General features: G+C 69.3%; 25 protein-coding genes and 1 tRNA gene. 18 read left to right on the forward strand and 8 right to left on the reverse strand.

Going from position 1 to position 25,761, the window contains the following annotated elements; all coding sequences use genetic code 11:
* The first annotated feature begins 18 nt into the window (after positions 1 to 18).
* Entirely contained in the window at positions 19 to 1,248 is a 1,230-nt protein-coding gene (gene manD, locus AC1DNC_RS08955) for a D-mannonate dehydratase ManD (protein WP_476862219.1), read from the forward strand.
* A 136-nt stretch (positions 1,249 to 1,384) separates the two neighbouring features.
* Here manD and AC1DNC_RS08960 read toward each other — a convergent pair whose 3' ends face one another.
* Entirely contained in the window at positions 1,385 to 1,594 is a 210-nt protein-coding gene (locus AC1DNC_RS08960; RefSeq protein WP_476862220.1) for a hypothetical protein, read from the reverse strand.
* A gap of 194 nt (positions 1,595 to 1,788) precedes the next feature.
* Here AC1DNC_RS08960 and AC1DNC_RS08965 point away from each other — a divergent pair, with 194 nt between their 5' ends.
* Entirely contained in the window at positions 1,789 to 2,571 is a 783-nt protein-coding gene (locus AC1DNC_RS08965; protein ID WP_476862221.1) for a phosphatase PAP2 family protein, read from the forward strand.
* 29 nt (positions 2,572 to 2,600) lie between these two features.
* On the opposite strand, the gene AC1DNC_RS08970 is transcribed toward AC1DNC_RS08965, so the two are convergent.
* Entirely contained in the window at positions 2,601 to 2,888 is a 288-nt protein-coding gene (locus tag AC1DNC_RS08970; RefSeq protein WP_476862222.1) for a MerR family transcriptional regulator, read from the reverse strand.
* Positions 2,889 to 3,031: 143 nt separating this feature from the next.
* Between AC1DNC_RS08970 and AC1DNC_RS08975 the strand changes: the two genes are divergently transcribed.
* The 4 genes from AC1DNC_RS08975 to AC1DNC_RS08990 all read left to right on the forward strand — a co-directional run bounded on the left by AC1DNC_RS08975 (position 3,032) and on the right by AC1DNC_RS08990 (position 6,089).
* Positions 3,032 to 3,457 (forward strand): Hsp20/alpha crystallin family protein, encoded by a 426-nt coding sequence (locus tag AC1DNC_RS08975; RefSeq protein ID WP_476862622.1) that lies wholly within the window; start codon positions 3,032 to 3,034, stop codon positions 3,455 to 3,457.
* Between the two features lie 122 nt (positions 3,458 to 3,579).
* Positions 3,580 to 3,960, forward strand: coding sequence for a DnaJ domain-containing protein (locus AC1DNC_RS08980; protein WP_476862223.1), 381 nt, complete (start codon positions 3,580 to 3,582; stop codon positions 3,958 to 3,960).
* A gap of 102 nt (positions 3,961 to 4,062) precedes the next feature.
* A complete protein-coding gene (locus AC1DNC_RS08985; RefSeq protein ID WP_476862224.1) occupies positions 4,063 to 4,452 on the forward strand; it encodes a hypothetical protein in 390 nt (129 codons plus the stop codon).
* A 104-nt stretch (positions 4,453 to 4,556) separates the two neighbouring features.
* Positions 4,557 to 6,089: a GH1 family beta-glucosidase gene (locus AC1DNC_RS08990; RefSeq protein WP_476862225.1), complete on the forward strand. Its 1,533-nt coding sequence runs from the start codon at positions 4,557 to 4,559 to the stop codon at positions 6,087 to 6,089.
* Here the strand turns inward: AC1DNC_RS08990 and AC1DNC_RS08995 are convergent.
* Positions 6,086 to 7,168 (reverse strand): App1 family protein, encoded by a 1,083-nt coding sequence (locus AC1DNC_RS08995; protein ID WP_476862226.1) that lies wholly within the window; start codon positions 7,166 to 7,168, stop codon positions 6,086 to 6,088. The two genes, AC1DNC_RS08990 and AC1DNC_RS08995, sit on opposite strands and share 4 nt — an antisense overlap.
* Before the next feature lie 48 nt (positions 7,169 to 7,216).
* A complete protein-coding gene (locus AC1DNC_RS09000) occupies positions 7,217 to 7,975 on the reverse strand; it encodes a DUF72 domain-containing protein (RefSeq protein ID WP_476862227.1) in 759 nt (252 codons plus the stop codon).
* 103 nt (positions 7,976 to 8,078) lie between these two features.
* Here AC1DNC_RS09000 and AC1DNC_RS09005 point away from each other — a divergent pair, with 103 nt between their 5' ends.
* The 8 genes from AC1DNC_RS09005 to nrfD all read left to right on the forward strand — a co-directional run bounded on the left by AC1DNC_RS09005 (position 8,079) and on the right by nrfD (position 17,871).
* Positions 8,079 to 9,842 carry a glycoside hydrolase family 15 protein gene (locus tag AC1DNC_RS09005; RefSeq protein WP_476862228.1) on the forward strand — a complete coding sequence of 588 codons (1,764 nt, stop codon included), beginning with the start codon at positions 8,079 to 8,081 and terminating at the stop codon, positions 9,840 to 9,842.
* A gap of 144 nt (positions 9,843 to 9,986) precedes the next feature.
* Positions 9,987 to 10,289, forward strand: a complete 303-nt coding sequence (locus AC1DNC_RS09010; RefSeq protein WP_476862229.1) for a YegP family protein — start codon at positions 9,987 to 9,989, stop codon at positions 10,287 to 10,289.
* Positions 10,276 to 10,515 (forward strand): HAD family hydrolase, encoded by a 240-nt coding sequence (locus tag AC1DNC_RS09015; protein WP_476862230.1) that lies wholly within the window; start codon positions 10,276 to 10,278, stop codon positions 10,513 to 10,515. Before AC1DNC_RS09010 ends, AC1DNC_RS09015 begins: the two co-directional genes overlap by 14 nt.
* On the forward strand, positions 10,512 to 10,991 hold the full coding sequence (locus AC1DNC_RS09020) for an HAD family hydrolase (RefSeq protein WP_476862231.1): 480 nt from the start codon (positions 10,512 to 10,514) through the stop codon (positions 10,989 to 10,991). Before AC1DNC_RS09015 ends, AC1DNC_RS09020 begins: the two co-directional genes overlap by 4 nt.
* 70 nt (positions 10,992 to 11,061) lie before the next feature.
* Entirely contained in the window at positions 11,062 to 12,237 is a 1,176-nt protein-coding gene (locus tag AC1DNC_RS09025) for a zinc-dependent alcohol dehydrogenase (protein WP_476862232.1), read from the forward strand.
* 132 nt (positions 12,238 to 12,369) lie between these two features.
* The gene (gene fdh, locus AC1DNC_RS09030; RefSeq protein ID WP_476862233.1) at positions 12,370 to 15,678 is read left to right on the forward strand and encodes a formate dehydrogenase; all 3,309 of its coding nucleotides are present in this window, start codon (positions 12,370 to 12,372) and stop codon (positions 15,676 to 15,678) included.
* A gap of 100 nt (positions 15,679 to 15,778) precedes the next feature.
* Positions 15,779 to 16,783 (forward strand): 4Fe-4S dicluster domain-containing protein, encoded by a 1,005-nt coding sequence (locus tag AC1DNC_RS09035; protein ID WP_476862234.1) that lies wholly within the window; start codon positions 15,779 to 15,781, stop codon positions 16,781 to 16,783.
* Positions 16,780 to 17,871 (forward strand): NrfD/PsrC family molybdoenzyme membrane anchor subunit, encoded by a 1,092-nt coding sequence (nrfD, locus tag AC1DNC_RS09040; RefSeq protein WP_476862235.1) that lies wholly within the window; start codon positions 16,780 to 16,782, stop codon positions 17,869 to 17,871. The genes AC1DNC_RS09035 and nrfD overlap by 4 nt, the downstream gene beginning before the upstream one ends.
* 80 nt (positions 17,872 to 17,951) lie before the next feature.
* Here nrfD and selD read toward each other — a convergent pair whose 3' ends face one another.
* Positions 17,952 to 18,923: a selenide, water dikinase SelD gene (gene selD, locus AC1DNC_RS09045; protein WP_476862623.1), complete on the reverse strand. Its 972-nt coding sequence runs from the start codon at positions 18,921 to 18,923 to the stop codon at positions 17,952 to 17,954.
* A gap of 94 nt (positions 18,924 to 19,017) precedes the next feature.
* On the opposite strand from selD, the gene AC1DNC_RS09050 reads away from it, so the two are divergent.
* The 3 genes from AC1DNC_RS09050 (at position 19,018) to selB (ending at position 22,279) form a co-directional block, all read left to right on the forward strand.
* Positions 19,018 to 19,112 (forward strand) — tRNA-Sec (locus AC1DNC_RS09050).
* A 35-nt stretch (positions 19,113 to 19,147) separates the two neighbouring features.
* Positions 19,148 to 20,479: an L-seryl-tRNA(Sec) selenium transferase gene (gene selA, locus AC1DNC_RS09055; RefSeq protein WP_476862236.1), complete on the forward strand. Its 1,332-nt coding sequence runs from the start codon at positions 19,148 to 19,150 to the stop codon at positions 20,477 to 20,479.
* A gap of 3 nt (positions 20,480 to 20,482) precedes the next feature.
* Entirely contained in the window at positions 20,483 to 22,279 is a 1,797-nt protein-coding gene (gene selB, locus AC1DNC_RS09060; protein ID WP_476862237.1) for a selenocysteine-specific translation elongation factor, read from the forward strand.
* Positions 22,280 to 22,374: 95 nt separating this feature from the next.
* Here selB and AC1DNC_RS09065 read toward each other — a convergent pair whose 3' ends face one another.
* Positions 22,375 to 23,331, reverse strand: coding sequence for a CHAD domain-containing protein (locus tag AC1DNC_RS09065; protein ID WP_476862238.1), 957 nt, complete (start codon positions 23,329 to 23,331; stop codon positions 22,375 to 22,377).
* 147 nt (positions 23,332 to 23,478) lie between these two features.
* On the opposite strand from AC1DNC_RS09065, the gene AC1DNC_RS09070 reads away from it, so the two are divergent.
* Positions 23,479 to 24,240 (forward strand): SDR family oxidoreductase, encoded by a 762-nt coding sequence (locus AC1DNC_RS09070; protein WP_476862239.1) that lies wholly within the window; start codon positions 23,479 to 23,481, stop codon positions 24,238 to 24,240.
* Between the two features lie 51 nt (positions 24,241 to 24,291).
* On the opposite strand, the gene AC1DNC_RS09075 is transcribed toward AC1DNC_RS09070, so the two are convergent.
* Together AC1DNC_RS09075 and AC1DNC_RS09080 are read right to left on the reverse strand one after the other, a co-directional pair.
* Complete coding sequence (locus AC1DNC_RS09075) at positions 24,292 to 24,723, reverse strand: sterol carrier family protein (RefSeq protein WP_476862240.1); 432 nt, start codon at positions 24,721 to 24,723, stop codon at positions 24,292 to 24,294.
* 3 nt (positions 24,724 to 24,726) lie between these two features.
* The gene (locus AC1DNC_RS09080; protein ID WP_476862241.1) at positions 24,727 to 25,743 is read right to left on the reverse strand and encodes an asparaginase; all 1,017 of its coding nucleotides are present in this window, start codon (positions 25,741 to 25,743) and stop codon (positions 24,727 to 24,729) included.
* Between the last annotated feature and the right edge of the window lie 18 nt (positions 25,744 to 25,761).

The raw sequence follows: 25,761 nt of genomic DNA on the forward strand, positions 1-25,761 counted from the left end.
CGAAAGCCTGGACCAGCCGTGAAAATCATTGCCGCCGAAGTCTTTGTGACCAGCCCTTCCCGCAACTTCGTCACCCTGCGGATCACCACCGAGGACGGTGTCACCGGCATCGGTGACGCGACCCTCAACGGCCGCGAACTGGCCGTCGCCGCCTATTTGAAGGAGCACGTCGCGCAGCTGCTGATCGGCAAGGACCCGCACCGGATCGAGGACACCTGGCAGTTCCTCTACCGGTCCTCGTACTGGCGCCGTGGCCCGGTCACGATGGCCGCGATCGCCGCCGTCGACATGGCCTTGTGGGACATCAAGGGCAAGCTGGCCGGCATGCCGGTCTACCAGCTCTTGGGCGGCGCTTCCCGGAACGGCCTGCGGGCCTACGGCCACGCCTCCGGATCGGACCTGGAGTCGCTGTTCGATTCGGTCCGTGAGCACCTGGCGCTGGGCTACAAGTCCATCCGGATCCAGACCGCGGTGCCCGGCATCAAGGCCGTGTACGGGGTCGCGGGGCAGGCGCAGGCCTCGGGGGAGCGGTACGACTATGAACCGGCTGGCCGCGGCGCGTTCCCACAGGAGGAGGACTGGGACACCCGGGCCTACCTGCGGCACCTGCCCACCGTGTTCGAGGCGGTCCGGAACGAGTTCGGCCCGGAAATCCCGCTGCTGCACGACGGGCACCACCGGATGACGCCGATCCAGGCCGCGAAGCTGGGCAAGGCGTTGGAACCCTACGATCTGTTCTGGCTGGAGGACTGCACTCCGGCAGAGAACCAGGAGGCACTGCGCCTGGTCCGCCAGCACACCACCACGCCGCTGGCGATCGGGGAAGTCTTCAACACCGTCTACGACTTCCAGACCCTGATCAAGGAGCAGCTGATCGACTACGTCCGCGCCGCCTCGACGCACTTTGGCGGCATCTCGCCGCTGAAGAAGATGATGGATTTCGCCGCGCAGTACCAGGTCAAGTCGGGCTTCCACGGTCCCACGGACATTTCCCCGGTCGGGTTCGCCGCCCAGCTGCACGTGGGCCTGGCCATCCATAACTACGGCATCCAGGAGTACATGCAGCACTCGGACGCGACGAACGAGGTCTTTGAGCAGTCCATGACGTTCGTCGACGGCTACCTGCACCCGGGCGACAACCCGGGCATCGGCGTCGAGTTCAATGAAGAGGCCGCCGCGGCCTACCCGTACCAGCAGGCCTACCTGCCCTATAACCGACTGGTCGACGGAACGGTCCACGACTGGTGACCGGGCTCCTGCGGTGAACTGCGGCTGCACCGGAAGCAGCCGCTGAAACGACGAAGGTCCCGGGCGGCGAGTCGATGCTCAGCCGCCCGGGACCTGGCTCGTTAAGGCCCGGACGCGGGCCCGCAGCGGGTCCGGCCTAGTGGACCAGTTCCCGGGTCATTCCGAACGGCACCTGGTCCGAGAGCGCCGCCGTGTAGTGCCCGGGCTTGTGCCGGGTCAGCAGGATGCCGTGGGTGCCGGTGAGCATGGCCAGTCGCTGCAGCCCTAGGACGGCGTCATTGAGCCGGTCGTCCAGCACCCGGCGGTTCTCGACCTGGATCTCGATGCATTCGTTAGCTGTCGTCATCGCACTGTCTTCCTTGAAGTGGATTGCCGTGGAACCCAGCGGCTGAAGCGAGAATAACGTCTGATTTAAATGTGAGTCAACTCACCACGCGGGCGGGTTCCAGGCCGTGTCGAGCCCGGGAAACGCGCTGGGCTTCGAACCGCGATAATCTTCACGGAAGAAATAACCACACACTGAAGAGGCGGATGCGGGCAATGGCTCAGGACCAATCAGGGAAATCGTCCGGCTGGTGGCGGGTCTTCCACGACAAATTCGTGGTGGAGGAACGCTACATGAGCCCGGATGCGCGCCGGAATCTGTACCGGATCGCCGTCGCACTCATGATTCTCGGCGCCGCGCTGTTCGTCTTTATCCTGGTCAGCGTGCTTCAGCACACCGGCATCAGCGTGGTGGATGAGCCGGTGCGCTCCGGCCTGGTGAAGCTGCGTGGGGAACCGACCACGACGATCATGATCATCCTGGCCATCGTTTTCGGCCCCATCGGGCTGCCGATCATCATCCTGGTTTTCACTGTTGTCTGGGGGCTGCTGGCCAAGCACGCGTGGCGGCCGATGGTCCTCGCTGGTGGGATGCTCACCGGGGTCATCCTGGCGCAGCTCATCGGCCGGACGGTCGAGCGGCACCGGCCGCCGGTGGACCTCATGCTCTTCGGGGCCGACACCACCTTCTCGTTCCCCTCCGGGCACGTCCTGGGAGCATGTGACTTCCTCCTGATCACGACGTTCCTTATCTTTTCGCGTCGCAAGAACCCGAAGGCGGCCGTCGCCGGATTCGTCGTGGCCGGCATCGGGATCTTTTTTGCCGCCGTGAGCCGGCTGTACCTCGGCTACCACTGGACCACGGATGCCGCGGCCTCGCTCTCGATCTCGTTTGTGATCCTTGGCGCCGTGATCCTGCTGGACACCTGGCGGACCGCGCGGATTCCGGGCGAGCAGATCACCGGGGAACTTTCCAAACAGGAGACCGGAGCCGAATAAAGGCCCGGAGATGCGGGGCGCGCTGCCGGTCAGCGCGCCCTGCGTCGTTTAAGCTCCGCGAGGAGCCTGGCGTTGGCCGCCTCCAGCTCCAGGACCTTGGCCACGCCGGCCAGGTTCAGCCCCTCCTCAAGCAGTTCGCTGATCCGCCGGAGGACGGCGAGGTCCGCGTCGCTGTACTGCCGCGTTCCGCCCGCGGTGCGGTCCGGCGTGAGGAGGCCCTTCCGTTCGTAAAGCCGGATGTTCTGCTGGCCGGTTCCGATCAATTGGGCCACCACGGAGATCGCGTAGACACCGGCGTCGCCGTCACGGTCCGCCATTGCGCGGCTCCTTCCTGTCTTCCCGAAATTCCCCTTGCATCAGTTTGGCACCGGTGCTATAAAAAATCTATATCCACCACCACAGATACTGGGTGCTGGATAGACAGAAAACCTGGGACTCTCACATGAAGGAGTGGGAAATGATGTTGATGCGTACGGACCCGTTCCGTGAACTGGACCGGCTGACCCAGCAGGTCTTTGGAACGGCGGCACGCCCCGCCGCCATGCCCATGGATGCGTGGCAGGAGGACGGCGAGTTTGTCGTCGCATTCGATCTTCCCGGAGTCAACGTTGACTCGGTCGATCTCGATATCGAGCGCAACGTCCTGACCGTCAGGGCCGAACGGCGCGAGCCAGCGCAGCCCAATGTCGAGCTGATTGCCTCGGAACGGCCACGCGGGGTCTTCAGCCGCCAACTCATCCTGGGCGAGACGCTGGACACCGAAAACGTCAAGGCGAGCTACGCCGACGGCGTCCTGACGCTCCGGATTCCGGTGCTGGAGCAGGCCAAGCCGCGGAAGATCGAAATCACGCACACGCAGGACAAGCTGCAGGAGATCGGGAAGTAGCAGTGCCGGGGCGGATGCCCTGGGGCGGCCGAGGAGAGCGGGGGCCGGGTCCTGCCGGGTTGGCAGGCGGTCCCCGCTTGGTCCGGGGCAGTGGCTTCGCAATCCAGCCAGGGGGTGAGTCGATGAATCGTGATCCGCGCGGATTCTACGGCGCCTTGCGGGTCACGCCGGATGCGACGCCGGCGGAGATCCAGCGGTCCTTCCGGGCGCTGATGAGACGCCGTCATCCCGACGTCGAAGCCGCCGCCCCGGCCGCGTCCGGCACCGCGACCGGCGCCGCGTCCGGCGTCGTGCCCGATGGCGCGGAGGAGGTTCGGCGCATTCTTGAGTCCTACGCCGTCCTAAGGAATCCGAAATCCCGGGCGGAGTACGACCCCTACGCCCGCCCGGCCGGCAGGGGCGACAATGCCCCAGCTGGCCGGGACATTCCGGTGCGCCACCACCGCGGCGAGGAGCCGGTCCTGCGCGTTACCCCGGTGCGGTGGGAGCGGGGGCCCGAATGACGCGGGCGCCTGTTTCCCGGCGGCGTCGCACCCCACATCCGCACTCCACATCCGCACCTCACATCCGCACCCTGGCAGCAGCACAAGAAAAGGAGTACAGCCATGAGCGCATGGCGGCGTTACGACTCGCACCTCATCCCGGCCTTCCACGAACGGTTCGAGGAACGCTGGGGAGAGGGCACCGCACCGTTCCTTGACCCGGAAGCCCACGAACTTCCCCTCCCGCGTGCGCAATGGATCAACGTGGACACCGGCGCCGCGCTGGCCGTGGTGCCGGTCTGGACCGCCGAGGACAGCCAGCACCGCTCGTTCGGGGTGTTCTATTTGCCGCCGGCCGGGGACATCTGGGTGCTCCGGCCGGGGTTCACCGGCTACCTCGAGCCGGCGGCGGATGAGGCGGAACAGCTGCTGAGCCTGCGGAACGACGCGTTCAAGAAGGCCGTCGCCCACGCCAAGGGGTTCCTCTTCGGGCCGGAGGCCGCCACCTACTAGGCGCTGGCCGCACCGGTGGATGTCGACGCGCCGGTTGTGGCGCGGGCACCCGCCGGGGCCTAAAATCAATCAACCACCAGCGCAACTGCATAGGGGATCCGCCAATGAATGCTTCCGCCCACGATCTGGCCGCCCTGCTGCCGGCCGATTTCACCTTGGGCGTGGCGACCGCCGCCTTCCAGATCGAGGGGGCGCTGGACGAGGACGGGCGCGGGCCCTCGGGGTGGGACATGTTCGCGGCCAAGCCCGGCACGATCGTCAACGACCACAGCCCGGCCATCGCCTGCGACCACTACCACCGGATGCCCGAAGATGTGGCGCTGATGAAGGAGCTGGGGATCGATTCCTACCGGTTCTCCTTGTCCTGGCCCCGGATCCAGCCCGGCGGCAGCGGTCCGGTCAATCCCAAAGGCCTGGACTTCTACGACCGGCTGATCGACCTGCTGCTGGCCAACGGGATCTCCCCGATGGCCACGCTGTACCACTGGGATACGCCGTTGGAACTGGACGAGGCCGGCGGCTGGATGAACCGGGACACGGCCTACCGGCTGGGCGAGTTCGCCGCCATCGCCGCGGCGGCCTACGGGGACCGGGTGGCCCGCTGGGTGACCATCAACGAACCGGCCACGGTGAGTGCGAACGGCTACATGCTGGGCGTTCACTCCCCGGGCGAGGCCCACATGCTCAAGGCGCTTCCGAGCGTCCACCACCAGCTGCTGGGCCACGGGCTCGCGATGCAGGCACTTCGCGCGGCGAAGGTGCCCGGCGAAATCGGCCTGACCAACGTGTATTCGCCCATGGTTCCGGCCTCGGCCAATCCGCTGGACAAGGTCAGTGCCGGGCTCATGGATATGGCCCAGAACCGCCTGTACGCGGACCCGGTGCTGCTGGGCAAGTACCCGGACGCCGTCAGGGCCGCCACCTTCTTCTCCTCCTTCAGCCCGTCCAGCGAGGACATGGAGCTGATCTCGCAGCCGCTGGACTTCTACGGGCTGAACTACTACATGCCCACCCGCGTGGCTGCCGGGCCGGGTGAGGGGACGGTGCCCAAGGGCATGGCCGAGGCCATGGGCAACGACCTCGACGGCGACGGATCCCCGACGCCGTTCCACGTCCAGAGCTTCCCGGACACCGAGATCACGGCCTACGGCTGGCCGATCAAGCCGGACTACATGGCCGTGGCGCTGGCGGAGATGGCCGAGCGCTACCCGGAACTGCCGCCGGTCTACATCACCGAAGGCGGCGCCAGCTTTGAAGACCTGGAGATCCACGACGCGGACGGCCGGCTGATCGTCCCGGATGAGCGCCGCGTCCGGTATCTCGCCGAGCACATCGAGGCTGCCATCGAGGCCACCTCGCCCGGCGGCGCGGCCGAGTCGATCGACCTTCGCGGCTACTACGTGTGGTCGCTCATGGACAACTTTGAGTGGTCCGCCGGTTACAAGCAGCAGTTCGGCCTGCTGCACGTGGACCGGGACACCATGGTCCGCACGCCGAAGGCCTCCTACTTCTGGCTCCGCGAGCTCATGGCGGCCCGAAAGCGGGACGCCTCCGGTGCGGGCGCCGCCGTCGAAACCCCGGCAGCCGGAGCTGACACGCAAGCTGAAACCGCGGCCGGAACCCAGACGGCCGGCTAGAGGAGCTCCAGCTCCTGCAGGCGCTTGGCGATGCCGGCGCCGTCGGGGGAGTAGATCCACGGGACCGTGGAGCCCGTGTGGTCGCCGTCGACGGAGTGGCCGCCGGCCAGCACGGCCTCACCGGTGGACAGCTGGCGGATGCCGATCGCGGCCACGCGGTCGCCGTGGTCCTTGGCGAACTGCGAATAGATGGCCTCGTCATGCTGGCCGTTGTCGCCGAACAGGAGCCAGCGCATGTTGGGGAACTCCTGCGCCAGCAGTTCCAGGTTCCGCCGTTTGTGGTCCTGGCCGCTGCGGAACCAGCGGTCGTGGGTCAGGCCCCAGTCGGTCAACAGCAGGGCGCCGGTGGGGTACATGTTGCGGGTGATGAAGCGTGCCAGCGTGGGGGCGGCGTTCCACGGGCCGGTGGACAGGTAGATCACCGGAGCCTCGGGGTGCTCCACCAGCAGCCGGTCCATCAGCACGGCCATGCCCGGGGTCGCCATCCGGGCCCGTTCGTTGAGCACAAAGGTGTTCCACAATGCCAGGAACGGCCGGGGCAGAGCCGTGACCATGATCGTGTCGTCAATGTCCGAGACGATGCCCAGCGTGGTGTCCGGGGAAATGACGTAGATCATCGATTCCGCAGGCTCGGTGCCCTCGGCGCGCAGCACGGCGCGGTGCCAGCCCGGCGTCAATGACACCGGGACAACCGTGTCCACGAGGCCGCCGCGATCGGCGTGCACCCAGGTGGTGACGCCGCCGATTTCGATCTCCACCTCGACGAACTGGATCGGGACAGACGTGAAGGCACGCCAGCCGCGGATATTCTGGTTGCCGTTCTGGGCAGCCTGCTCCGCCCGGCTGCCGGGAGTGGGCTTGCTCGTGAGCAGCACGCGGCCCAGCACCCGGACCCACTCGGTGGAGCCGTAGCCCTGGTAGGCGATGGTTTGCGGGCTGAACTTCCAGCGCCGGGCTGCCTTGAGGCGGAGGTGGTTGACCGAGTCCGAGACCCAGTGGGCCAGCCGGAAGGCCTGGCTGCCCGAGACCTTCTTGTCCGGCTGTGGTTGCTGCGCTGGTTCCTGCGACGCCAATTCCATACCTCCACTCTCCCACAGCGGCAGGTCCGGCCGGCGTTGCGTCCGCCCTCAGGCGTCGCCCAGCAGTTCACGCAGCCTGGCGGCGTTGCGCACGGCGTTGCCGCCGCCGTCGTTGTTGAAATAGGCGTAGACATCCTTGCCGGACGCCAGCCATTCGCGGATTCGGTCCGCCCACCAAGTGAGTTCCTGCTCGGAGTAGGAACCAGCGTAGAGGTGGTCCGGATCCGGCCCGTGCAGCCGCACGTAGACGAAGGGCGCCGTGGCCCGCAGGATGCAGGGCAGTTGGGCGCCGCTCATGACGCAGTAGGCGGCGCCGTGCCGTTCGAGCAACTCATACACCGCCGGGTGGTCCCAGCTGGGGTGCCGGAACTCCACGCTCACGCGGATCCAGCCGGGCAGGGCGGCCAGGAAGTAACCCAGCCGGGCGTCGTCGCGGGCGAAATCCGGCGGCAGCTGGACCAGCAACACGGCCCGCTTGTCACCCAGCTCGTGCCAGCACCGCGCAATCCGCTCCACCCAGGCTTCCGGGCCGTAGAGCTTCTTGCCGTGGCTCAGCCCCCGCGGCGCCTTGACGGACATGGTGAAGCCCTCCGGCAGCCGCCGCTGCCACCCGGCGAAGGAACTCTCCCGCGGCCAGCGGTAGAAACTCGCGTTTAGCTCCACCGTGGTGAACCGCGAGGCGTAGTGGGCCAACCGGTCCCGTGCCGGCAGCCCGGGCGGATAGAGCACACTTTCCCAGTGGTCATAGCTCCAGCCGCTGGTTCCGATGTGCGGCGCACCCGGAGCCCGGAAATCCTGTTCGGGCATGCCTGAATCCTAGCCCGGGCGGGCGGCCGCGCCCAGCCCTCTGCCCCCTGGAGGAGCGCCGGGCTCCTCGTCCGGCAGCGTCCCGTGTGGCACTGTAAGAGGCATGGCACGCATCGAGGATTACGCAATGGTCGGCGATCTGCACACCGCCGCCCTGATCAGCACGGAAGGCTCCATCGACTGGCTGTGCCTGCCCCGCTTCGACTCGCCCGCCTGCTTCAACGCCCTGCTGGACACCCCCAAGGCGGGCCGCTGGCTGCTGGCGCCGGCGTCCGGCGGCGAATGCACCCGGCGGCGTTACCGCAAGAACACCCTCATCCTTGAGACTGAATGGGAGACCGAGGACGGCAAGGCCAAGGTCATCGATTTCATGTCGCCGCGCGACGGGGCAGCGGACATCGTGCGGATCGTGGTGGGGATCCGCGGGACGGTCAGGATGCGCGGCGAGCTGGCGCTGCGCTTCGACTACGGCCACATCGTTCCCTGGGTGCGCCACGACGAACACGGGATCCACGCGGTGGCCGGCCCGGATGCCGCATACCTGGTCACGGAGGCGCCGCTCCGGGGCGAGCACATGGAGACCGCCAGCGACTTCACCGTCAAAGCCGGGCAGCGCATTCCCTTCGTGCTGACGTGGGCGCCCAGCCACCTCGGCCGTCCGCGCAGGGTGGATCCGGAAGGCGTCCTCGCAGCCACCGAAGCGTTCTGGCAGCAATGGTCGGCCAAGTGCCATGTGACCGGCCCCTACCGTGACGCCGTGCTGCGCTCGCTGATCACCCTAAAGGCCCTGACCTTCGCTCCGACCGGCGGCATTGTGGCCGCCGTGACCACCTCCCTGCCGGAGGAGCTCGGCGGCCAACGCAACTGGGACTACCGCTACTGCTGGCTCCGTGACGCGACCCTGACGCTCCAGGCGCTGCTGGCCTACGGCTACTCCGAGGAGGCCGCGGCGTGGCGCAACTGGCTGCTGCGGGCGGTGGCCGGGGATCCGGCCGACCTGCAGATCATGTACGGCCTGCACGGCGAGCGGAGGCTTCCGGAAATGACGCTGGACTGGCTGGCCGGCTACGAGGGGTCGGCGCCCGTCCGGATCGGCAATGGCGCGGCGGGGCAGCTGCAGCTGGATGTCTGGGGCGAGGTGCTGGACTGCCTTGCCCTGACCCGGACCTCGCTGCTGCAGGACGGCGATGATTCCTGGGACGTCCAGGTGGCGCTGATGGAGCATCTGGAGACCGCCTGGGACCGGCCGGACAACGGTCTTTGGGAGATGCGCGGACCGCGCCGCCATTTCACCCACTCCAAGGTGATGGCCTGGGTGGCGGCGGACCGGATGGTCAAGGGCGTCCGTGATTTCGGCCTCTCCGGCCCGGCGGACCGCTGGGAGGCCCTGCGGGACAAGATCCACGCCGATGTGATGGCCAACGGTTTCGACGCCGAACGCAACACCTTCGTGCAGTCCTATGGGCGGCCCGAACTCGACGCCAGCCTGCTGCTGATTCCTCGGGTGGGCTTCCTTGCCCCGGATGATCCGCGGGTTATCGGCACCATCGAGGCGGTGCAGCGGGAACTCACCCAGGACGGCTTTGTGCTCCGCTACCGGCAGGATCAGAGCGACGACGGCGTCCCCGGCGGCGAGGGTGTCTTCCTCGCGTGTTCCTTCTGGCTGGTGGACGCGCTGATCGGTGCCGGGCGGCGCCGTGAGGCCAGGGAGCTGTTCGAACGGCTGCTGGCGCTGCGCAACGACGTCGGGCTCCTGAGCGAGGAATGGGACGTCGAGGGGGCGCGGCAACTGGGGAACACGCCCCAGGCTTTCAGCCACTTTGCCCTGGTGCGCAGCGCCCTCCACCTGCAGGGGGACGGCCGCTGACCCGGGCTGCTGAAACCGCCCGCCAACCGGGCCGCCCGGCGGCGTAGGTCATGGCCCCGAGGCGGATCCGGACTTTCCTCCAGAGCTTAGATAAGTATACTTACTAATATCCCCAGGCGGGGTGGAGGATTGAAGGAGTATGCAATGGCTGGATATTTCGAGCTCGTGGATGCGCCCGACGGCGGCTACCGGATTCGGATGGTGGACGCTGCCGGGGACTTGATGGCCGTCTCGGTTACCTTCCCCACGAAGCGCGCGGCCGTGGCCGGCATCGCCCAGGCGCGGGAGATCGCCGGCACCGGCCTGATCCGTGACCGCAGCGGCGACAGCCAGTCGGCCGTCATGGCCTCCCTGGCCAAGCGGCGGACCGGCGGGGGCGCCGGACGCGGCTCCTCGCTCTCCGGCGGCACCCTGGCGGCCACGAAGCGTACCCGTGCCCACCACTGACAACCAGCCCGCCAGGGAGCGCCAGGCCGCGGTCCTGTTCGACGTCGACGGGACGCTGGTCGACTCGTCCTATATCCACACGCTCGCGTGGTGGCAGGCCTTCCGGCAGGCGGGCTATGACGTCCCGATGGCCAGCATCCACCGCTCGGTGGGGATGGGCGGGGACCGGATCCTCGACCGTCTGCTGCCGGAAACCGCGATCCGGACGGCGACGCGGACATCATGACCTCCCATGCCGCCGTCTTCTCTACTTTCTGGCCCTCGCTGCGCCGGCTCGACGGTGCGCGGGAGCTGCTGGCGCAGTGCTTCGAGTCGGGCCTCGCCGTCGCGCTCGCCTCTTCCGCCCGGGACCGGGACCTCGAAATTCTCCGCGCCACCATCGACGCCGATGCCTACATCCACGCCGCCACCAGCTCCGCGGACGCGAAGGAAAGCAAGCCCGCGCCGGACATCCTGGCCGCGGCGCTCAAAGCCGTCGACGTACCCGCCGGCAACGCCGTTTACGTGGGGGACGCCGTCTGGGATATTTACGCCGCCGGAAAGCTGGACATCCCGGCGATCGGCCTCACCTGCGGGGGCACCAGCGAGGCTGAACTCCTTGCAGCCGGCGCCGCGGAGGTCTATGAAAGCCCGCGGGCGCTGCTGGACAACCTCGCCGGGAGCGCCATCGGCAAGCTGGCCGCGCGGGTCCGGGGCAACTGACGCCCCCGGCCCGCACCCCCGGCCCCCTTCCCCAACTGTTCCCCTCAGACCGCAACCGAAAGGCAAGCACATGAAGGCACTTACTTGGCAGGGCAAACGGTCCGTAAGCGTGGAAGAAGTTCCGGATCCGGTGCTCCAGGAACCCACTGACGCGATCGTGCGCATCACCTCGACGGCTATTTGCGGCTCGGACCTGCACCTTTACGAGACCCTCGGCCCCTACATGCACAAAGGCGACATCGTCGGCCATGAGCCAATGGGCGTCGTCGTGGAGGTGGGCAGCGCCGTCACCAACCTGGCCAAGGGTGACCGCGTGGTCATCCCGTTCAACATTTCCTGCGGCCACTGCTTCATGTGCCGCCAGGGCCTGCAGTCCCAGTGCGAAACGACCCAGGTCAAGGAGAAGGGTTCCGGCGCCTCACTCTTCGGCTTCTCCGAGCTGTACGGCTCCGTGCCGGGCGGCCAGGCGGAATACCTGCGGGTCCCGCACGCCGACTACGGCCCCATCAAGGTGGGATCGGAACTCCCGGACGAGCGCTACCTCTTCCTCTCGGATATCCTGCCCACGGCCTGGCAGGGCGTGAAGTACGCGGACGTACCCGACGGCGGCACCCTCGCGGTGCTGGGCCTGGGACCCGTGGGACAGTTCGCCTCGCGGATCGGCAAACACTTCGGCCTGCGCGTCATTGGTGTCGATCCCGTGCCGGAGCGCCGCGCGATGGCGGAACGGCACGGCGTCGAGACCCTTGACTACTCCAAGGGCGTGGCCGATGAGCTGCGCTCGATGACCCAGGGCCGCGGCGCCGACTCGGTCGTGGACGCGGTCGGCATGGAGGCCCATGATTCGCCCGTGGCTGCCTTCGCCCAGCACGCGGCCGGGCTGTTGCCGGACAAGCTGGCACAGAAGGCCTTCGAGACCGTCGGAGTGGACCGGGTGTCCGCCCTGCACACGGCGCTGGATGCGGTCCGCCGGGGCGGCACCGTCTCGCTGAGCGGAGTCTACGGCGGCAGCGCGACCCCGATGCCTCTGATGCACATGTTCGACAAGCAGATCCAGTTGCGGATGGGCCAGTGCAACGTGCGGCGGTGGACCGAGGACCTGCTGCCGCTGGTCGAAGCCGACGCCGACCCGCTGGGGGTTATGGACCTCGTGACGCACCAGGCCAGCCTGGACGAAGCCCCGGCCATGTATGAAAAGTTCCAGAAGAAGCAGGACGGCTGCATCAAGGTTGTCCTGAAGCCGTAGCGGTGCCGCTGCCGGTCTGTCCTCCGGGGGCCGACCGGCAGCGAGACTGCCCTTGAAAACACGTAGGAACGCGGGCGGATATGCCGAAAACCTGTCCTGTCACTCGTTCCTGGATTGGGATATGCTCCTGAAATGGCACCGCGAAGTTTTCTTCAATGGCCGGTTATCCGGCAGCTGAGCACCGGCGATTTGCTGGGGCGCGGGCCCGCCGTGACCTCGGCCAAGACCCAGGCGATCGCGCCGCGCACCGCCACGGCGGACCGCGTCGTGCAGAGCGTCTGCCCTTACTGCGCGGTCGGCTGCGGACAGCGCGTCTACGTCAAGGACGAGAAGGTTGTCCAGATCGAGGGCGACCCCGATTCGCCCATTTCGCGCGGCCGGCTGTGCCCCAAGGGCTCCGCCAGCGAACAGCTGGTTAACTCGCCGGGCCGGCAGACCAAGGTCCTGTACCGTGCCCCGCGCGCCAAGGAATGGCAACGGCTGGACCTTTCCACCGCCGTCGACATGATCGCCGACCGGTTCATCGAAAGCCGGCGCAGGACCTGGCAGCAGGAAGACGACGAAGGCCGCCTGCTGCGGCGCACCATGGGTATCGCCTCGTTGGGCGGGGCCACCCTGGACAACGAAGAGAACTACCTGATCAAGAAGCTCTTCACCGCCGCCGGGGCGGTACAGACGGAGAACCAAGCCCGTATATGACACTCCGCCACGGTTCCCAGTTTGGGAGCCTCGTTTGGACGCGGTGGTGCAACGCAATCACTGCAGGACATGGCCAACGCCGACTGCATCATCATTCAGGGATCCAACATGGCCGAGTGCCATCCGGTCGGATTCCAGTGGGTGGCGGAGGCCAAGGCGCGCGGAGCCAAGGTCATCCACATCGACCCCCGGTTCACGCGCACCTCGGCGGTCGCTGACAAGCACTTGCCGATCCGGGCCGGATCCGACGTCGTGCTCCTTGGTGCCCTCATCAACTACGTCATCGCCAATGACCTGTGGTTCAAGGAGTACGTGACCGCGTACACCAACGCGGCCACGCTGGTCCACGAGGATTACCGCGACGCCGAGGACCTGGGCGGCCTGTTCTCCGGGTTCGATCCGGAGAAGGGCGCCTACGACAACTCGTCCTGGGCCTACGAGGAGGCCGAGGAAGGCTCCATCGGCGAACCGGCCGGTCCTGAGCACGGCGCAGAGGCCGGCGCCCGGGCCTCCGGTGATACCTTCGGCAGCGGCGGCCCGCCCCTCGAGCACGCCGAGGTGCTGCGGGACGACACGCTCCAGAACCCCCGGACCGTCTTCCAGATCGTGAAGCGGCACTACGCCCGCTACACCCCGGAGATGGTGCGCGACATGTGCGGCATCAGCGAAGCGGATTTTGCCTATCTGGCGAAGGCCCTCACGGAGAACTCCGGCCGCGACCGGACCACCTGCTTCGCCTATGCCGTGGGCTGGACCCAGCACTCCCTGGGAGCGCAGTTCATCCGCGCCGCCGCCATCCTTCAGCTGCTGCTGGGGAACGTGGGACGCCCCGGCGGCGGAATCATGGCCCTGCGCGGCCATGCCAGCATCCAGGGCTCTACCGACATTCCCACGCTGTTCAACCTGCTGCCCGGCTACCTGCCGATGCCCAGCGCCGGCCGGCACGACACCCTGGAGGAGTACCTCAAGGCGAACGCCTCGAAAAACCAGAAGGGATTCTGGGCCGACGCCGACGCGTACACCATCAGCCTGCTCAAGGCCTGGTGGGGTGACGCGGCGACCGCGGACAACGACTGGGCGTACGACTACCTGCCCCGCCTGACCGGTGCCCACGGGACCTACGAGACCGTCATGAGCATGCTCCGGGACGAGGTGGAAGGCTACTTCCTGCTTGGCCAGAACCCTGCGGTCGGCTCGGCCCACGGCCGGATGCAACGCCTGGGCATGTCCCACCTGAAGTGGCTGGTGGTCCGCGACCTGAACATGATCGAATCGGCGACCTGGTGGAAGGACGGCCCGGAAATCGAATCCGGGGAGCTCCGCACCGAGGACATTGAGACCGAGGTCTTTTTCCTGCCGGCGGCAACGCACGTGGAGAAGGCCGGGTCCTTTACCCAGACCCAGCGGCTGCTGCAGTGGCGCCACCAGGCCGTGGCCCCGCCGGGCGAGTGCCAGAGCGAACTCCAGTTCTTCTACGAACTGGGGCACCGGATCCGGCAGAGGCTTGCCGGTTCCCAGGACGAACGGGATCGGCCGCTGCTGGACCTGACGTGGGACTACCCCACTGACGACCACGGCGATCCGGACCCCGAGTCGGTGCTTGCCGAAATCAACGGCCGTCACCTGACCGGCCCCGACGCGGGCAAGCCCCTCTCCGCCTACACCGAACTCCGCGCCGACGGCTCCACGACGGCGGGCTGCTGGATCTACACCGGCGTCTACGCCGACGGCGTCAACCAGGCAGCCAACCGGAAGCCGGGCCAGGAGCAGGGCCCCGCGGCCCCCGAGTGGGGCTGGGCGTGGCCGGCCAACCGGCGGATCCTGTACAACCGGGCCTCCGCCGATCCGGACGGCAAGCCGTGGAGCGAACGCAAGAAATACATCTGGTGGGACGAGGAGCAGGGCAAGTGGGTGGGCGACGACGTCCCGGACTTCCCGCCGACCCTCGCCCCCGGCAGCAAGCCCGACCCGTCGGTGGGCGGTCCGGCCGCGCTCAGCGGCGACGATCCGTTCATCATGCAGTCTGACGGCAAGGGCTGGCTGTTCGCGCCGAAGGGACTCGTGGACGGTCCGTTGCCGACCCACTACGAGGCGCAGGAGTCGCCAGTGGCCAACGGGCTGTACCCGCAGCAGCAGAGCCCGGCGCGCCTGAAGTACCCCCGGAAGGACAACCTCAGCGCGCCCAGCGCAGGCGACCCTGGCGCTGACGTCTACCCGTTCGTGTTCACCACGTACCGGCTCACCGAGCACCACACGGCCGGGGGCATGAGCCGATGGCTGCCGTACCTGTCCGAGCTGCAGCCGGAGATGTTCTGCGAGGTCTCGCCGGAACTGGCCGCCGAGCGCGGACTGGAGCCGTACGGCTGGGCCACCATCATCTCGGCGCGCTCGGCCATCGAGGCGAAGGTGCTGGTCACGGAGCGGATGACGCCGCTGACCGTGGGTGGCCACACCGTGCACCAGATCGGGCTGCCCTATCACTGGGGCGTCGGGAACAGCGCCGTCGTCAGTGGCGACGCTGCCAACGACCTGCTGGGCGTGACCCTCGACCCCAACGTCCAGATCCAGGAATCGAAGGTGGCCTCCTGTGACATCCGCCCTGGGCGCAGGCCGCGGGGACCGGAGCTGCTGGCGCTCGTCGCCGAGTACCAGGCGCGGGCCGGGCTCACGGTGGAGACCAGTAACAGCACGGTGACCCATCCGGCCGCCGAGGGCGAACATCCGGGCGGGCAGACGCCGTGATCCCCGCCCCGCCAGCTGCCCCGAGCGCAGCACATCTTGCCCGGTCCGGGTGGCGGCACATCGCCGCCGCCCGGACACCGACCCGACTTTGGAGGACCGAATGGGCCAGCTGACCGGACCGACCGACCCCACCGCCGATGCCCACTGGGAGCACAACCATCCGCGCAAGGGGTTCTTCACCGACACATCGATTTGCATCGGCTGCAAGGCCTGCGAAGTTGCCTGCAAGGAGTGGAACCACAACCCGCAGGACGGAAACCTCGAACTGCTCGGGTCCTCCTATGACAACACCGGGTCGCTGGGTGCCAGCACCTGGCGGCATGTCGCCTTCATCGAACAGGGCCAGGAGCGCATTGCTGAGGCCCGGGAATCAGGCCGTGCCCTGGTCAGCCTTGGCATGCCGCGCATCGGTCCGCCGGCCCCACCCAGCGTGGCGGACCTCGCTGACGCCGATACCACCCCGCCGGACACGGCGGACTTCCGCTGGCTGATGTCCTCTGACGTCTGCAAGCACTGCACGCACGCCGGATGCCTCGACGTCTGCCCCACCGGAGCGTTGTTCCGCACCGAGTTCGGCACCGTCGTTGTCCAGGACGACGTCTGCAACGGCTGCGGAACCTGCGTGGCCGGGTGTCCGTTCGGCGTGATCGAGCGCCGCAGCAACGGCACCGTGAAGGTTGCCGCCAGCAGGGAGGAACAGCACGCCAAGCATGCCGACGTCCCCAACGCGGGCGTCGCCCAGAAGTGCACCCTGTGTTACGACCGGCTGGTGGCCGACGAGACGCCCGCGTGCGCCAAGGCCTGCCCGACGACGTCCATCAAGTTCGGCGACCACGACGACATGGTGGAGACCGCCAAGGAACGGGTTGCCACCCTGCACGCCCAGGGCATGACCGAGGCCCGGCTGTACGGCGCGAACGAGAACGACGGCGTCGGCGGAACCGGTTCTGTCTTCCTGCTGCTGGATGAACCCGAGGTCTACGGCCTCCCGCCGGACCCGCGGGTGCCCACGGCGGACCTGCCGAAGATGTACCGGCGGGCCGGCATGGCGGTAGCCGGCATGGCCGTCGCCGCCGCGGTGGCGTTCCTGGGAGGACGCGAGTGACGCTCTCGGAATTCGACAGCTTCCGGCCCACCGAGCCTGCCCGACGCCGGCGGGAGGGCGGTAAACGCGGCACCGGCCGGCGCAGGGAAAACGGTGACGGCTCCCGGGAAATGCCCATGGTGCCGGAACCTGAATTCACCTCGTACTACGGCCGTCCGGTGGTCAAGCCGGCCCCCTGGGGCGACGACGTCGCCGCATACCTCTTCCTCGGCGGTGTTGCCGGGGGCTCTGCGCTGCTGGCAGCCGGCGGCCAGTTGAGCGGACGGCCGCTGCTGCGCCGGAACGCCCGGCTCGGTGCCCTCGGCGCCGTCGGCCTCGGCGCTGGCGCCCTGGTCAAGGACCTCGGACGCCCGGAGCGCTTCCTGAACATGCTGCGCACCTTCAAGGTGACCTCGCCGATGAGCGTCGGCTCGTGGATCCTGAGCGCGTTTAGCGCGGGAGCCGGCGTGGCCGCCGTCGCGGAGATCGACCGGATGAGCGGCGAACGGCTGCCGCTGGGACCGCTGCGGGGCGTGCTCCGCGCCGTCGAAGGCCCGGCCGGCCTCGAAGCCGCCGTCTTCGCGGGACCGCTGGCGGCCTACACGGCCGTCCTGCTGGGCGACACCGCGACGCCGACCTGGAACGAGATGCACGGGGAACTGCCGTTCGTGTTCGTCAGCTCCGCCAGCCTGGCCTCCGCGGGGCTCGCGATGGTGACAACCCCGGTCCGCGAGGCCGGACCCGCTCGGAACCTCGCGCTGCTCGGCGTGGTCGGGGACGTGGTGGCGATGAAGATCATGGAACGGCGGATGGATCCGGTGGCCGCGGAGCCCCTGCACCAAGGCAAAGCCGGCACCATGCTGAAGTGGAGCGAGCGGCTTGTCCTGGCCGGCGGACTGGGCACCCTGCTCGGAGGCCGGAACCGGGCGGTCGCGGCGGCGTCGGGACTGGCGTTGCTGGCAGGCTCGGCACTCACCCGCTTCGGCGTGTTCGAGGCCGGGCTCGCCTCGGCCAAGGATCCCCGCTACACGATCGAACCGCAGAAGCGGCGCCTGGCGGCGCGGCGTGCCGCCGGCATTACCGGCGACGCCATCACCACCGGCAGCTGACGCGCCGGCAGCTGACGCGCCGGCAGCTGACGATCCGGGCCCGGGCAGTCAGCCCTGCTCGGGCCGTCGGCGCGCCGGGTCTAGCGGATCCGGATGCCCTGGCCCGCCGTCGTATGGCCGATCACCGGGTAGCCGGGCACCTCGCCCACCACGAGCAGGCCGCCGGAGGTTTGCGCGTCCGCCAGCAGCAGCAGGTCATCCTCCGTGATCCCGGTGTCGGCGTCGAGGTGGGCGCGCACCCAGTCGAGGTTGCGCTTGGTGCCGCCGGAGACGAATCCGTCGCGGAGCGCCGCCCGGGCGCCGTCCACCAGGGGGACGGACTGCAGGTCAATGACGGCGCCGATCCCGGAGGCGCGGACCATCTTGTAGAGGTGTCCCAGCAAGCCGAAGCCGGTGACGTCGGTGGCCGCCTTGACCCCGGCGGTTAGGGCGGCGTCGGAGGCGTCGCGGTTGAGCCGCGCCATCGTCTCGATCGCTTCGGCGAAGACCTCGCCGGTCTGCTTGTGGCGGTTGTTGAGCAACCCGACGCCGATGGGCTTGGTCAGCGTGATGGGCAGTCCGGGCTCGGCGGCGTCGTTGCGCAGCAACCGATCGGGGTGGGCGACGCCGGTGACGGCCATGCCGTATTTGGGCTCCGGATCGTCGATGGAGTGGCCGCCCAGCACCGGGCAGCCCGCCTCGGCGGCGACGCTCAGGCCGCCGCGGAGCACCTCTGTCATGAGTTCCATCGGCAGCACGCCACGCGGCCAGCCGAGCAGGTTGATGGCCGTCACGGGCCGGCCGCCCATGGCGTAGATGTCGGAGAGGGCGTTGGCCGCGGCGATGCGGCCCCAGTCGTACGCGTCATCGACCACGGGAGTGAAGAAGTCGGCCGTGGTCAGCACCGCCAGATCCTCGCGGACCAGGACGGCGGAGGCGTCGTCGCCGCTGTCCAGTCCGACGAGCACCTCCGGCCCGGGGTGCCCGATCAGGCCGCGGACGGCGTCCTCGAGTTCGCCCGGGGGGATTTTGCAGGCGCATCCTCCGCCGTGGGCAAAGCCTGTGAGCCGGATGGGCGCGGCGCTCTCCTCCGGCTTCCGGGTGGGTGTCTGGGCCTCGGTCACCCGCCCAGCGTACCCCCAAGGCAACCCTGCTATATTGAGGCGCGGTGGCGTCCGGGTCCTGGTGGGCCCCCCGGTCTTCAAAACCGGTGCGGCCGAGCATCTCGGCCTGGCGGGTTCGATTCCCGTCCGCCACCGCCAACTTCAGGCGTCACTGCCGCCGGCCGAGGAGGACCGTGGACCAGATCGACCCCCGGCGATTCATTCCGCGGACGAACGACCTGCTTGCCCTGCCCTCCGTCCGGGAAGCCGCCGGGCGGCTCGGCGGCCACGTCATCCGCGAGCTGGTCCGGGACGTCCAGGACCGGGCCCGGCGCGGCGAACTGGCCCCCGCCCTGGTGGAAACGACGCTGACGGCGGCGGTGAACGGCCGCCGGGCAACCACCCTGCGGCCGGTGCTCAATGCCACCGGCGTCATTGTCCACACCAACCTCGGGCGCGCGCCGCTCTCGGACGCCGCCAAGGAAGCCCTCGTCGCCGCCAGCGGCTACGTCGACGTCGAACTCGACCTTCGGGACGGCAGCCGCTCCAGCAGGGGAGCGGGTGCCCGGGCGGCCCTGCTTGCTGCCTGCCCCGCGGCGGAGGCCGCGCTGGTGGTCAACAACGGAGCGGCCGCACTCGTTCTGGCGACCACCGCCCTGGCGGCCGGCAAGGACGTGGTCCTGAGCCGCGGCGAACTGGTCGAGATCGGCGCCGGCTTCCGCCTTACGGACCTGATGGAGTCCACCGGCGCGGTGCTCCGGGAGGTCGGCACCACGAACCGGACGCACCTGGCCGACTACGCGGACGCCCTGGGACCGCAGACGGGGTGCGTGCTCAAGGTGCACCCCAGCAATTTCCGGGTCGACGGATTCACCTCCGCCGTGCCGCTGACCGAACTGAGCCGGCTCACCGTGTCCGGCGGCGTGCCCCTGGTGGCCGACCTCGGCAGCGGACTATTGACGCACGACCCGCTGCTGCCGGACGAGCCGGACGTGACCTCCGCGCTGCTGGCCGGAGCCGACGTCGTCATCGCCAGCGGCGACAAGCTGCTGGGCGGGCCCCAGGCGGGCCTGCTGCTGGGCCGCAAGGACATCATCGACAGGCTGGCCCGCCATCCCCTGGCCCGGGCGGTCCGTGCCGACAAACTCGCCCTCGCCGCCCTCGAAGCCACCCTCACCGGCGGGGCCACGCCCGTGTCCCAGGCCCTGCACGCCGACGTCGGGGAGCTGCGCCGGCGCACCGACAGGCTCGCCGCGGCCCTCGGCGTCCCGGTCGTGGCCCACGACGGCAGGGTCGGCGGCGGCGGCGCCCCCGGCGTGCCCCTGCCGGGTTGGGCCCTGCGGCTGCCGGAGCGGCTCGCCGGGCCGCTGCGTACCGGCAGCCCGGCCGTGCTTCCGCGCGTGCACGACGGCGCCTGCCTGATCGACCTTCGCTGCGTGCCCGCCGCGGACGACGACCGGATCCTCGACGCAGTCCGCCAAGCCCAGTCACGATTTGCGGCGGCCGATGCCGGGGGCGCAGCCTGAATTATGCACGTCATCGCCACGGCCGGGCACGTTGATTCCGGCAAGAGCACCTTGGTCCGCGCCCTCACGGGGATGGAACCGGACCGGTGGGAAGAGGAACGCCGCCGCGGACTGACCATCGACCTGGGCTATGCGTGGACTGCGCTGCCCTCCGGCCGCGACGTGGCCTTCGTCGACGTGCCGGGACACGAGCGGTTCCTCGGGAACATGCTCGCCGGTATCGGCCCGGCGCCCGTAGTTTGTTTCGTGGTCGCAGCCGACGAGGGCTGGCAGGCACAGTCCAGTGACCACCGGGACGCCGTCGTGGCCCTCGGCATCGAGCACGGAGTGATCGTCCTGAGCCGCTCCGACCGGGCCACGGAGCAGCGGCGCGCCGAGGTCCTGGCCAGGACCCGCGCCGAGCTGGCCGGAACAGGCCTGCGTGACGCTCCCGCCGTCGCCGTCTCCGCCATTGACGGCACCGGGCTGGACGAGCTGCGCGCCGCGCTCGACGACGTCCTCGCCGGGGTGCCGGCGCCAATCCTCACCGGCCGAGTGCGGCTCTGGGTGGACCGGTCCTTCACCATCACCGGCTCCGGGACCGTGGTGACAGGAACCCTCGCCGCCGGAACCCTGGCGCGCGGCGACCGGCTGATGCTGCTGGGGGATGCCACCGAGCGGCCGGTGGCCATCCGCGCGCTGCAAAGCTGCGACATCGCGCGGACCTCCGTGGAACCGGTGAGCCGGGTGGCCCTGAACCTCCGCGACGTCGGCCCCGCCGAGATCCACCGGGGCGACGTGCTGGTGACTCCGGACGCCTGGCCCACCACCGCCGTCGTCGGCATCCAACGAGCCTCGGGCCTGGAGTACACGGAGGTGCCGGAGAACATCATGGTGCACGTGGGAACCGCCGCGGTGCCAGCCCGGCTGCGCCCCTTCGGTGCCGACCTTGCCCGTCTGGTCCTCGACCGGGCCCTGCCCCTGGTGCTGGGGGACCGGCTGGTGCTGCGGGATCCGGGGCGGCACTCCGTCCTGGGCGGCGCCCGCATCCTCGACGCCGACCCGCCCGAATTGGTGCGCCGCGGCGACGGGGCCAAGTGGGCGCGGCGGCTCGCCGCGATGGACCCCACAGGCGACCTCGCCGGGGCGGTAGCGGCCCGCGGTGCGGTCCGGGAGGACCACCTGAGGCGGCTGGGGCTGCTGACCGGTCAGGACCCCGCAGGATTCGACGACATCCATGTCATGGGGGACTGGTGGGTGCACGCTCCCGTCCTCGAGGCGTGGCAGCAGCGGTTGCGGACTGCCGTCGAGGAGCTGCGGCAACGGGACCCGTTGGCCCCCGGTCTCTCCATGGGGGCCGCGGCCGGCCTGCTGAGCCTGCCGGACGAACGGCTGCTGCCGCACGTGATCGACGGCGCGACGCTGGAGGCCGACGCCGGACACATCCGGGTGCCCGGTAGCCGCGACGACCTCGGCGCCGCCGAGCCCGCCGTCGCTGAGCTGGAGCGCCGGCTTTCCGCGGCCCCGTTCCACGCCCCGGAAGCCGACGACCTGACCGCGCTGGGCTTGGGCGCCCGGGAGCTGGCTGCCGCCGAACGGGCGGGCCGCCTGCTGCGGTTGCGCGACGGGGTGGTGCTGCTACCTTCGGCGCCGGCCGTTGCCATGCGTGCGCTGGCCCGCCTTGAGCAGCCGTTCACCACGAGCCAGGCGCGTCAGGCGCTCGACACCACCCGCCGCATCGCGGTTCCACTGCTGGAGCATCTTGACTCGCGCGGTTGGACCCGGCGTTTGGATGCCGGCCACCGCACCGTAGTGCGCTAACCCGCGGGCGCTAATCCTGTACGACCGGCCGCGCAGTCCGTGCCGCGCAGTCCGTGCCGCGTTTCCCCGGGCGGCGGGCCGCGCCTGATGGGCCGCTAGCTGGGCGGCTGTTTTGTCCTCAACCCGCCCAGCGCAGGCCGGGACGACGAATCCCAGAAGTCCAGGAAGTCCCGCTCGGTGGCGGCCGCCAGGGCCTCCTCCTTTGCGTGCAACCGTCCGTAGGTGAAGGCGTTCTCCCCGCTGTCCTGGGCCCGGCGGGCCAGCTCCTCCAGCCGCTGCCGTGCCACCACGCTGTCCTGGTGCAGGCCCAGTAACTGCTGGATTGTCCGCGCGGACTTCGCTGTCCGTTTGGCGGTCCGGCGCCGCTTCTTGCTTGCGTGCTTCTTCCCGGTGCGTTTGGGTAGTGAGGCGGCCAGTTCGGCGGAGTAGCGCAGCCGCTTCGCCGCTTTGCGGACCTCGTGCAGGCCCGCATCCCGGGCGCCGGCGTCGCCTGCCCTTGCTGGAAGCGCTGTGACGGCGCGCTGTAACCGCCGCCGGTCCTTGGTCACGAGCTTGCCGAACCTCGCCCTGGGAGCGCCGGCGGCCGTGGGTGACAGCGCAGCGTCGGTGACGAATCGTTCCAGATCCGCCAGCAGCTGGGCATAGCGCTCGTTTCTGAGCGCCTCGAGGACCGTGACGAATCCCGCCGCGGCCAAGGCATCGAGCTCCTCGTCGATCCGGGTGGCGGCCGGGCCGTGCGGTCCGGAAATCCCGCGGAGCGCTTCGGGCTCCTGGGCGAGCAGGGTCGCCAGCCTCTCGCGGACCACTCCCGGATCGCGGGCCGTGCCCAGCAGTCCCGAGAGCCAGCGCAGTTCGTCCCGTAGCGGTTCCACGGCGCCGTCGTCGAACAACGGCCGACCCGAGGCCAGCAGGGAGCGGAGGCGGCGGGCCGCGACACGCATCTGGTGGACCGCTTCCGGCTGTCTCTCCCGGACTCCTGGGGCGTGCTGGCGCAGTTCAGCGAGCTGCTGGTCCAGGTAAGCCAGCAAGGCCTCGCCCGCGGTGGTTGCCACGCTTCACTCTACTTCGTGGTGCAAGACCCTGACGTGGGCCGCGAGATGACAGATCACGGCAATGTTTGTCTCCGGCACTGCCGCGAAGTGTCATCTCGGCATAGGCTGTCCGGGACCGGAACCGCCACGCCACCCCAGGAGCCCCACATGACGCACCAGCACCACCTTGGCCGGGTCGCGGTCGTGACCGGAGCGGGTTCCGGGATCGGGCGGGCGGTGGCCCGGCTCATGCTGGCCGAAGGCTACCGGGTCGTGCTGGCCGGCCGGCGGGAGGAGCCGCTCCTGGCGACCGGGGCCGGCCACGCGCAGGCGCTCGCGTTCCCTTGCGACGTTACCCGCCCGGCCGACGTCGAACGGCTCTTCGCCGTCGCCCTCGAGCAGTGGGGCCGGGTGGACGTGCTGTTCAACAACGCCGGCGTGTTCGGTCCCGAGGCCTCGGTGGATGAGGTCAGCGTCGAGGATTGGAATGCCACGGTGGCCGTGAACCTGACCGGCTCCATGCTGTGCGCCGCCGCCGCGGTCCGGGCGATGAAGGCGCAATCGCCGCAGGGCGGCCGGATCATCAACAACGGCTCGATCGCGGCGCACTCACCCAGGCCGCGCACCGTCGCCTACACGGTCACCAAGCACGCGGTCACCGGCCTGACCAAGAGCATTGACCTCGACGGCCGCGGCTTCGGCATCAGCTGCGGCCAGATCGACATCGGCAACGCCGCCACCGGGCTGATGGACGAGATCGGCGTGGACGACGGCGCGCTCCAGGCCGATGGCAGCCGCAGGCCGGAGCCGACGTTTCCGGTTGAGGACGCGGCCCGCGCCGTGCTGCTGATGGCCGGAATGCCCGCCTCCGCGAGTGTGGGATCCCTCGTCATCACCGCCGCGGGGATGCCATTCATCGGGCGCGGCTGAATCTTAGGCGCGGGAGTCGCCCCGGAACTGGACTGCGCTGGCTGGACTGACCTAGAGCGGCAGCAGTGCGGACAGGTCGGCCCGGAGCCCCGAGGCGGCCACCCGGCCGGAGTCGACGGCGTCCGCCCAGCTCAACCGGCCGGTGACCATCGCGAGCCAGGTGGCGGCGTCGCATTCGATGACGTTCGGGGGAGTGCCACGGGTGTGCCGCGGACCCTCGACGCACTGCGTGACCCCGAACGGCGGGACGCGGACCTCCACCGAATTGCCGGGTGCCCGGGCGGTGACTTCCTCGAGGGAGTAGCGCACCGCCGTCGCGAGCGTGCTGCGGGACACCGGACCCGCTGAGCCGGCAACGGGGTCCGCCGCTGCGTTCCCTGCGACATCGGGTGCGACGTCGGGTGCCGGTGCGGTGGCGTCCCGCCAGGAGGCCAAGGCCGCGCGGCCCTCGTCCACCGGGATCCGGCGCCGTGAGACTGCCACGGCCTAGTCCAGCAGCGCCGAGACGGCGTGGCCGAGGCGGATCTTGCCGACCGGACGGCCGCCTCCCAGCACCGGTTCGACGACCTTCTCCAGCACGCTGGAGACCTCCGGGATCTCGACGGCGCCGGCGGCGGCGAGCAGGGTCAGCCCCACCAGCGTCGTCGCGCGGATGTTGCCGTCCAGGACTTTCAACGCCACCGAGACCCCCTGCGGGGTGGCCATGACCAGCACGCCCTCGGCGCCGATCTTGGCGATGATCCCGAGCTCGTCCATGACGATCGTGTTGGCCTGCCCCCGGCCCTGCACGGCCCACGGGTAGTCCAGCATGGAGGTGGCGATCGTGGCGGCGCGGGCGTTGGAGTTGTTGTCTCCGGGAGCCTTGGCAAGCCTCGAGAAGGCGCGGGCCAGGCCGGTGAGCGACACGGCGGCCACCGGTGCGCCACAGCCGTCGATGCCGAGGTGCGCGATTTTCTCGCCGCAGTATTCCTCGATCACGGACCGGATGCGCTGCTGCAGCGGGTGGTTGGGCTCAAGGTAGCTGTGCGTGTCCCAGCCGTTCTCGGTGCACGCCCACAGGAACGCGGCGTGCTTCCCGGAACAGTTGAAGGCCAGTCGGGACTTCCCGCGTTCGGTCTGGACCAGCCAGGTCCGGGCGGTCTCGTCCTCGGGCCACGCGGCGGGGCACTGGAGCTGGTCTTCCTTCACTCCCGCGGCTTTGAGCATGCCCTCCACCACATCCATGTGGTCGAGGGAACCGACGTGGCTGCCGCAGGCAATCGCCACCTGCGCGCCGCGCAGCGGGACGCCCGACTGCATGGAGGCCAGGGCCTGGAACGGCTTGAGCGTGGACCGCGCGAAAATCGGTGTGGTGATGTCGCCCAGTTCGGTGACGACGTTGCCGTCCGCGGCCATCACGACGGCGGAACCGATGTGGCGGGATTCGATGAAGCCGCTGCGTTCAACGACTGCCAGTTCGACGGCGGACTCAACAGTGAAGGTGGCATGCGAGTTCAAAGGCATGCTGCAAGTCTATGGTGC

This window comes from Arthrobacter sp. 01N442, from assembly GCF_056399345.1.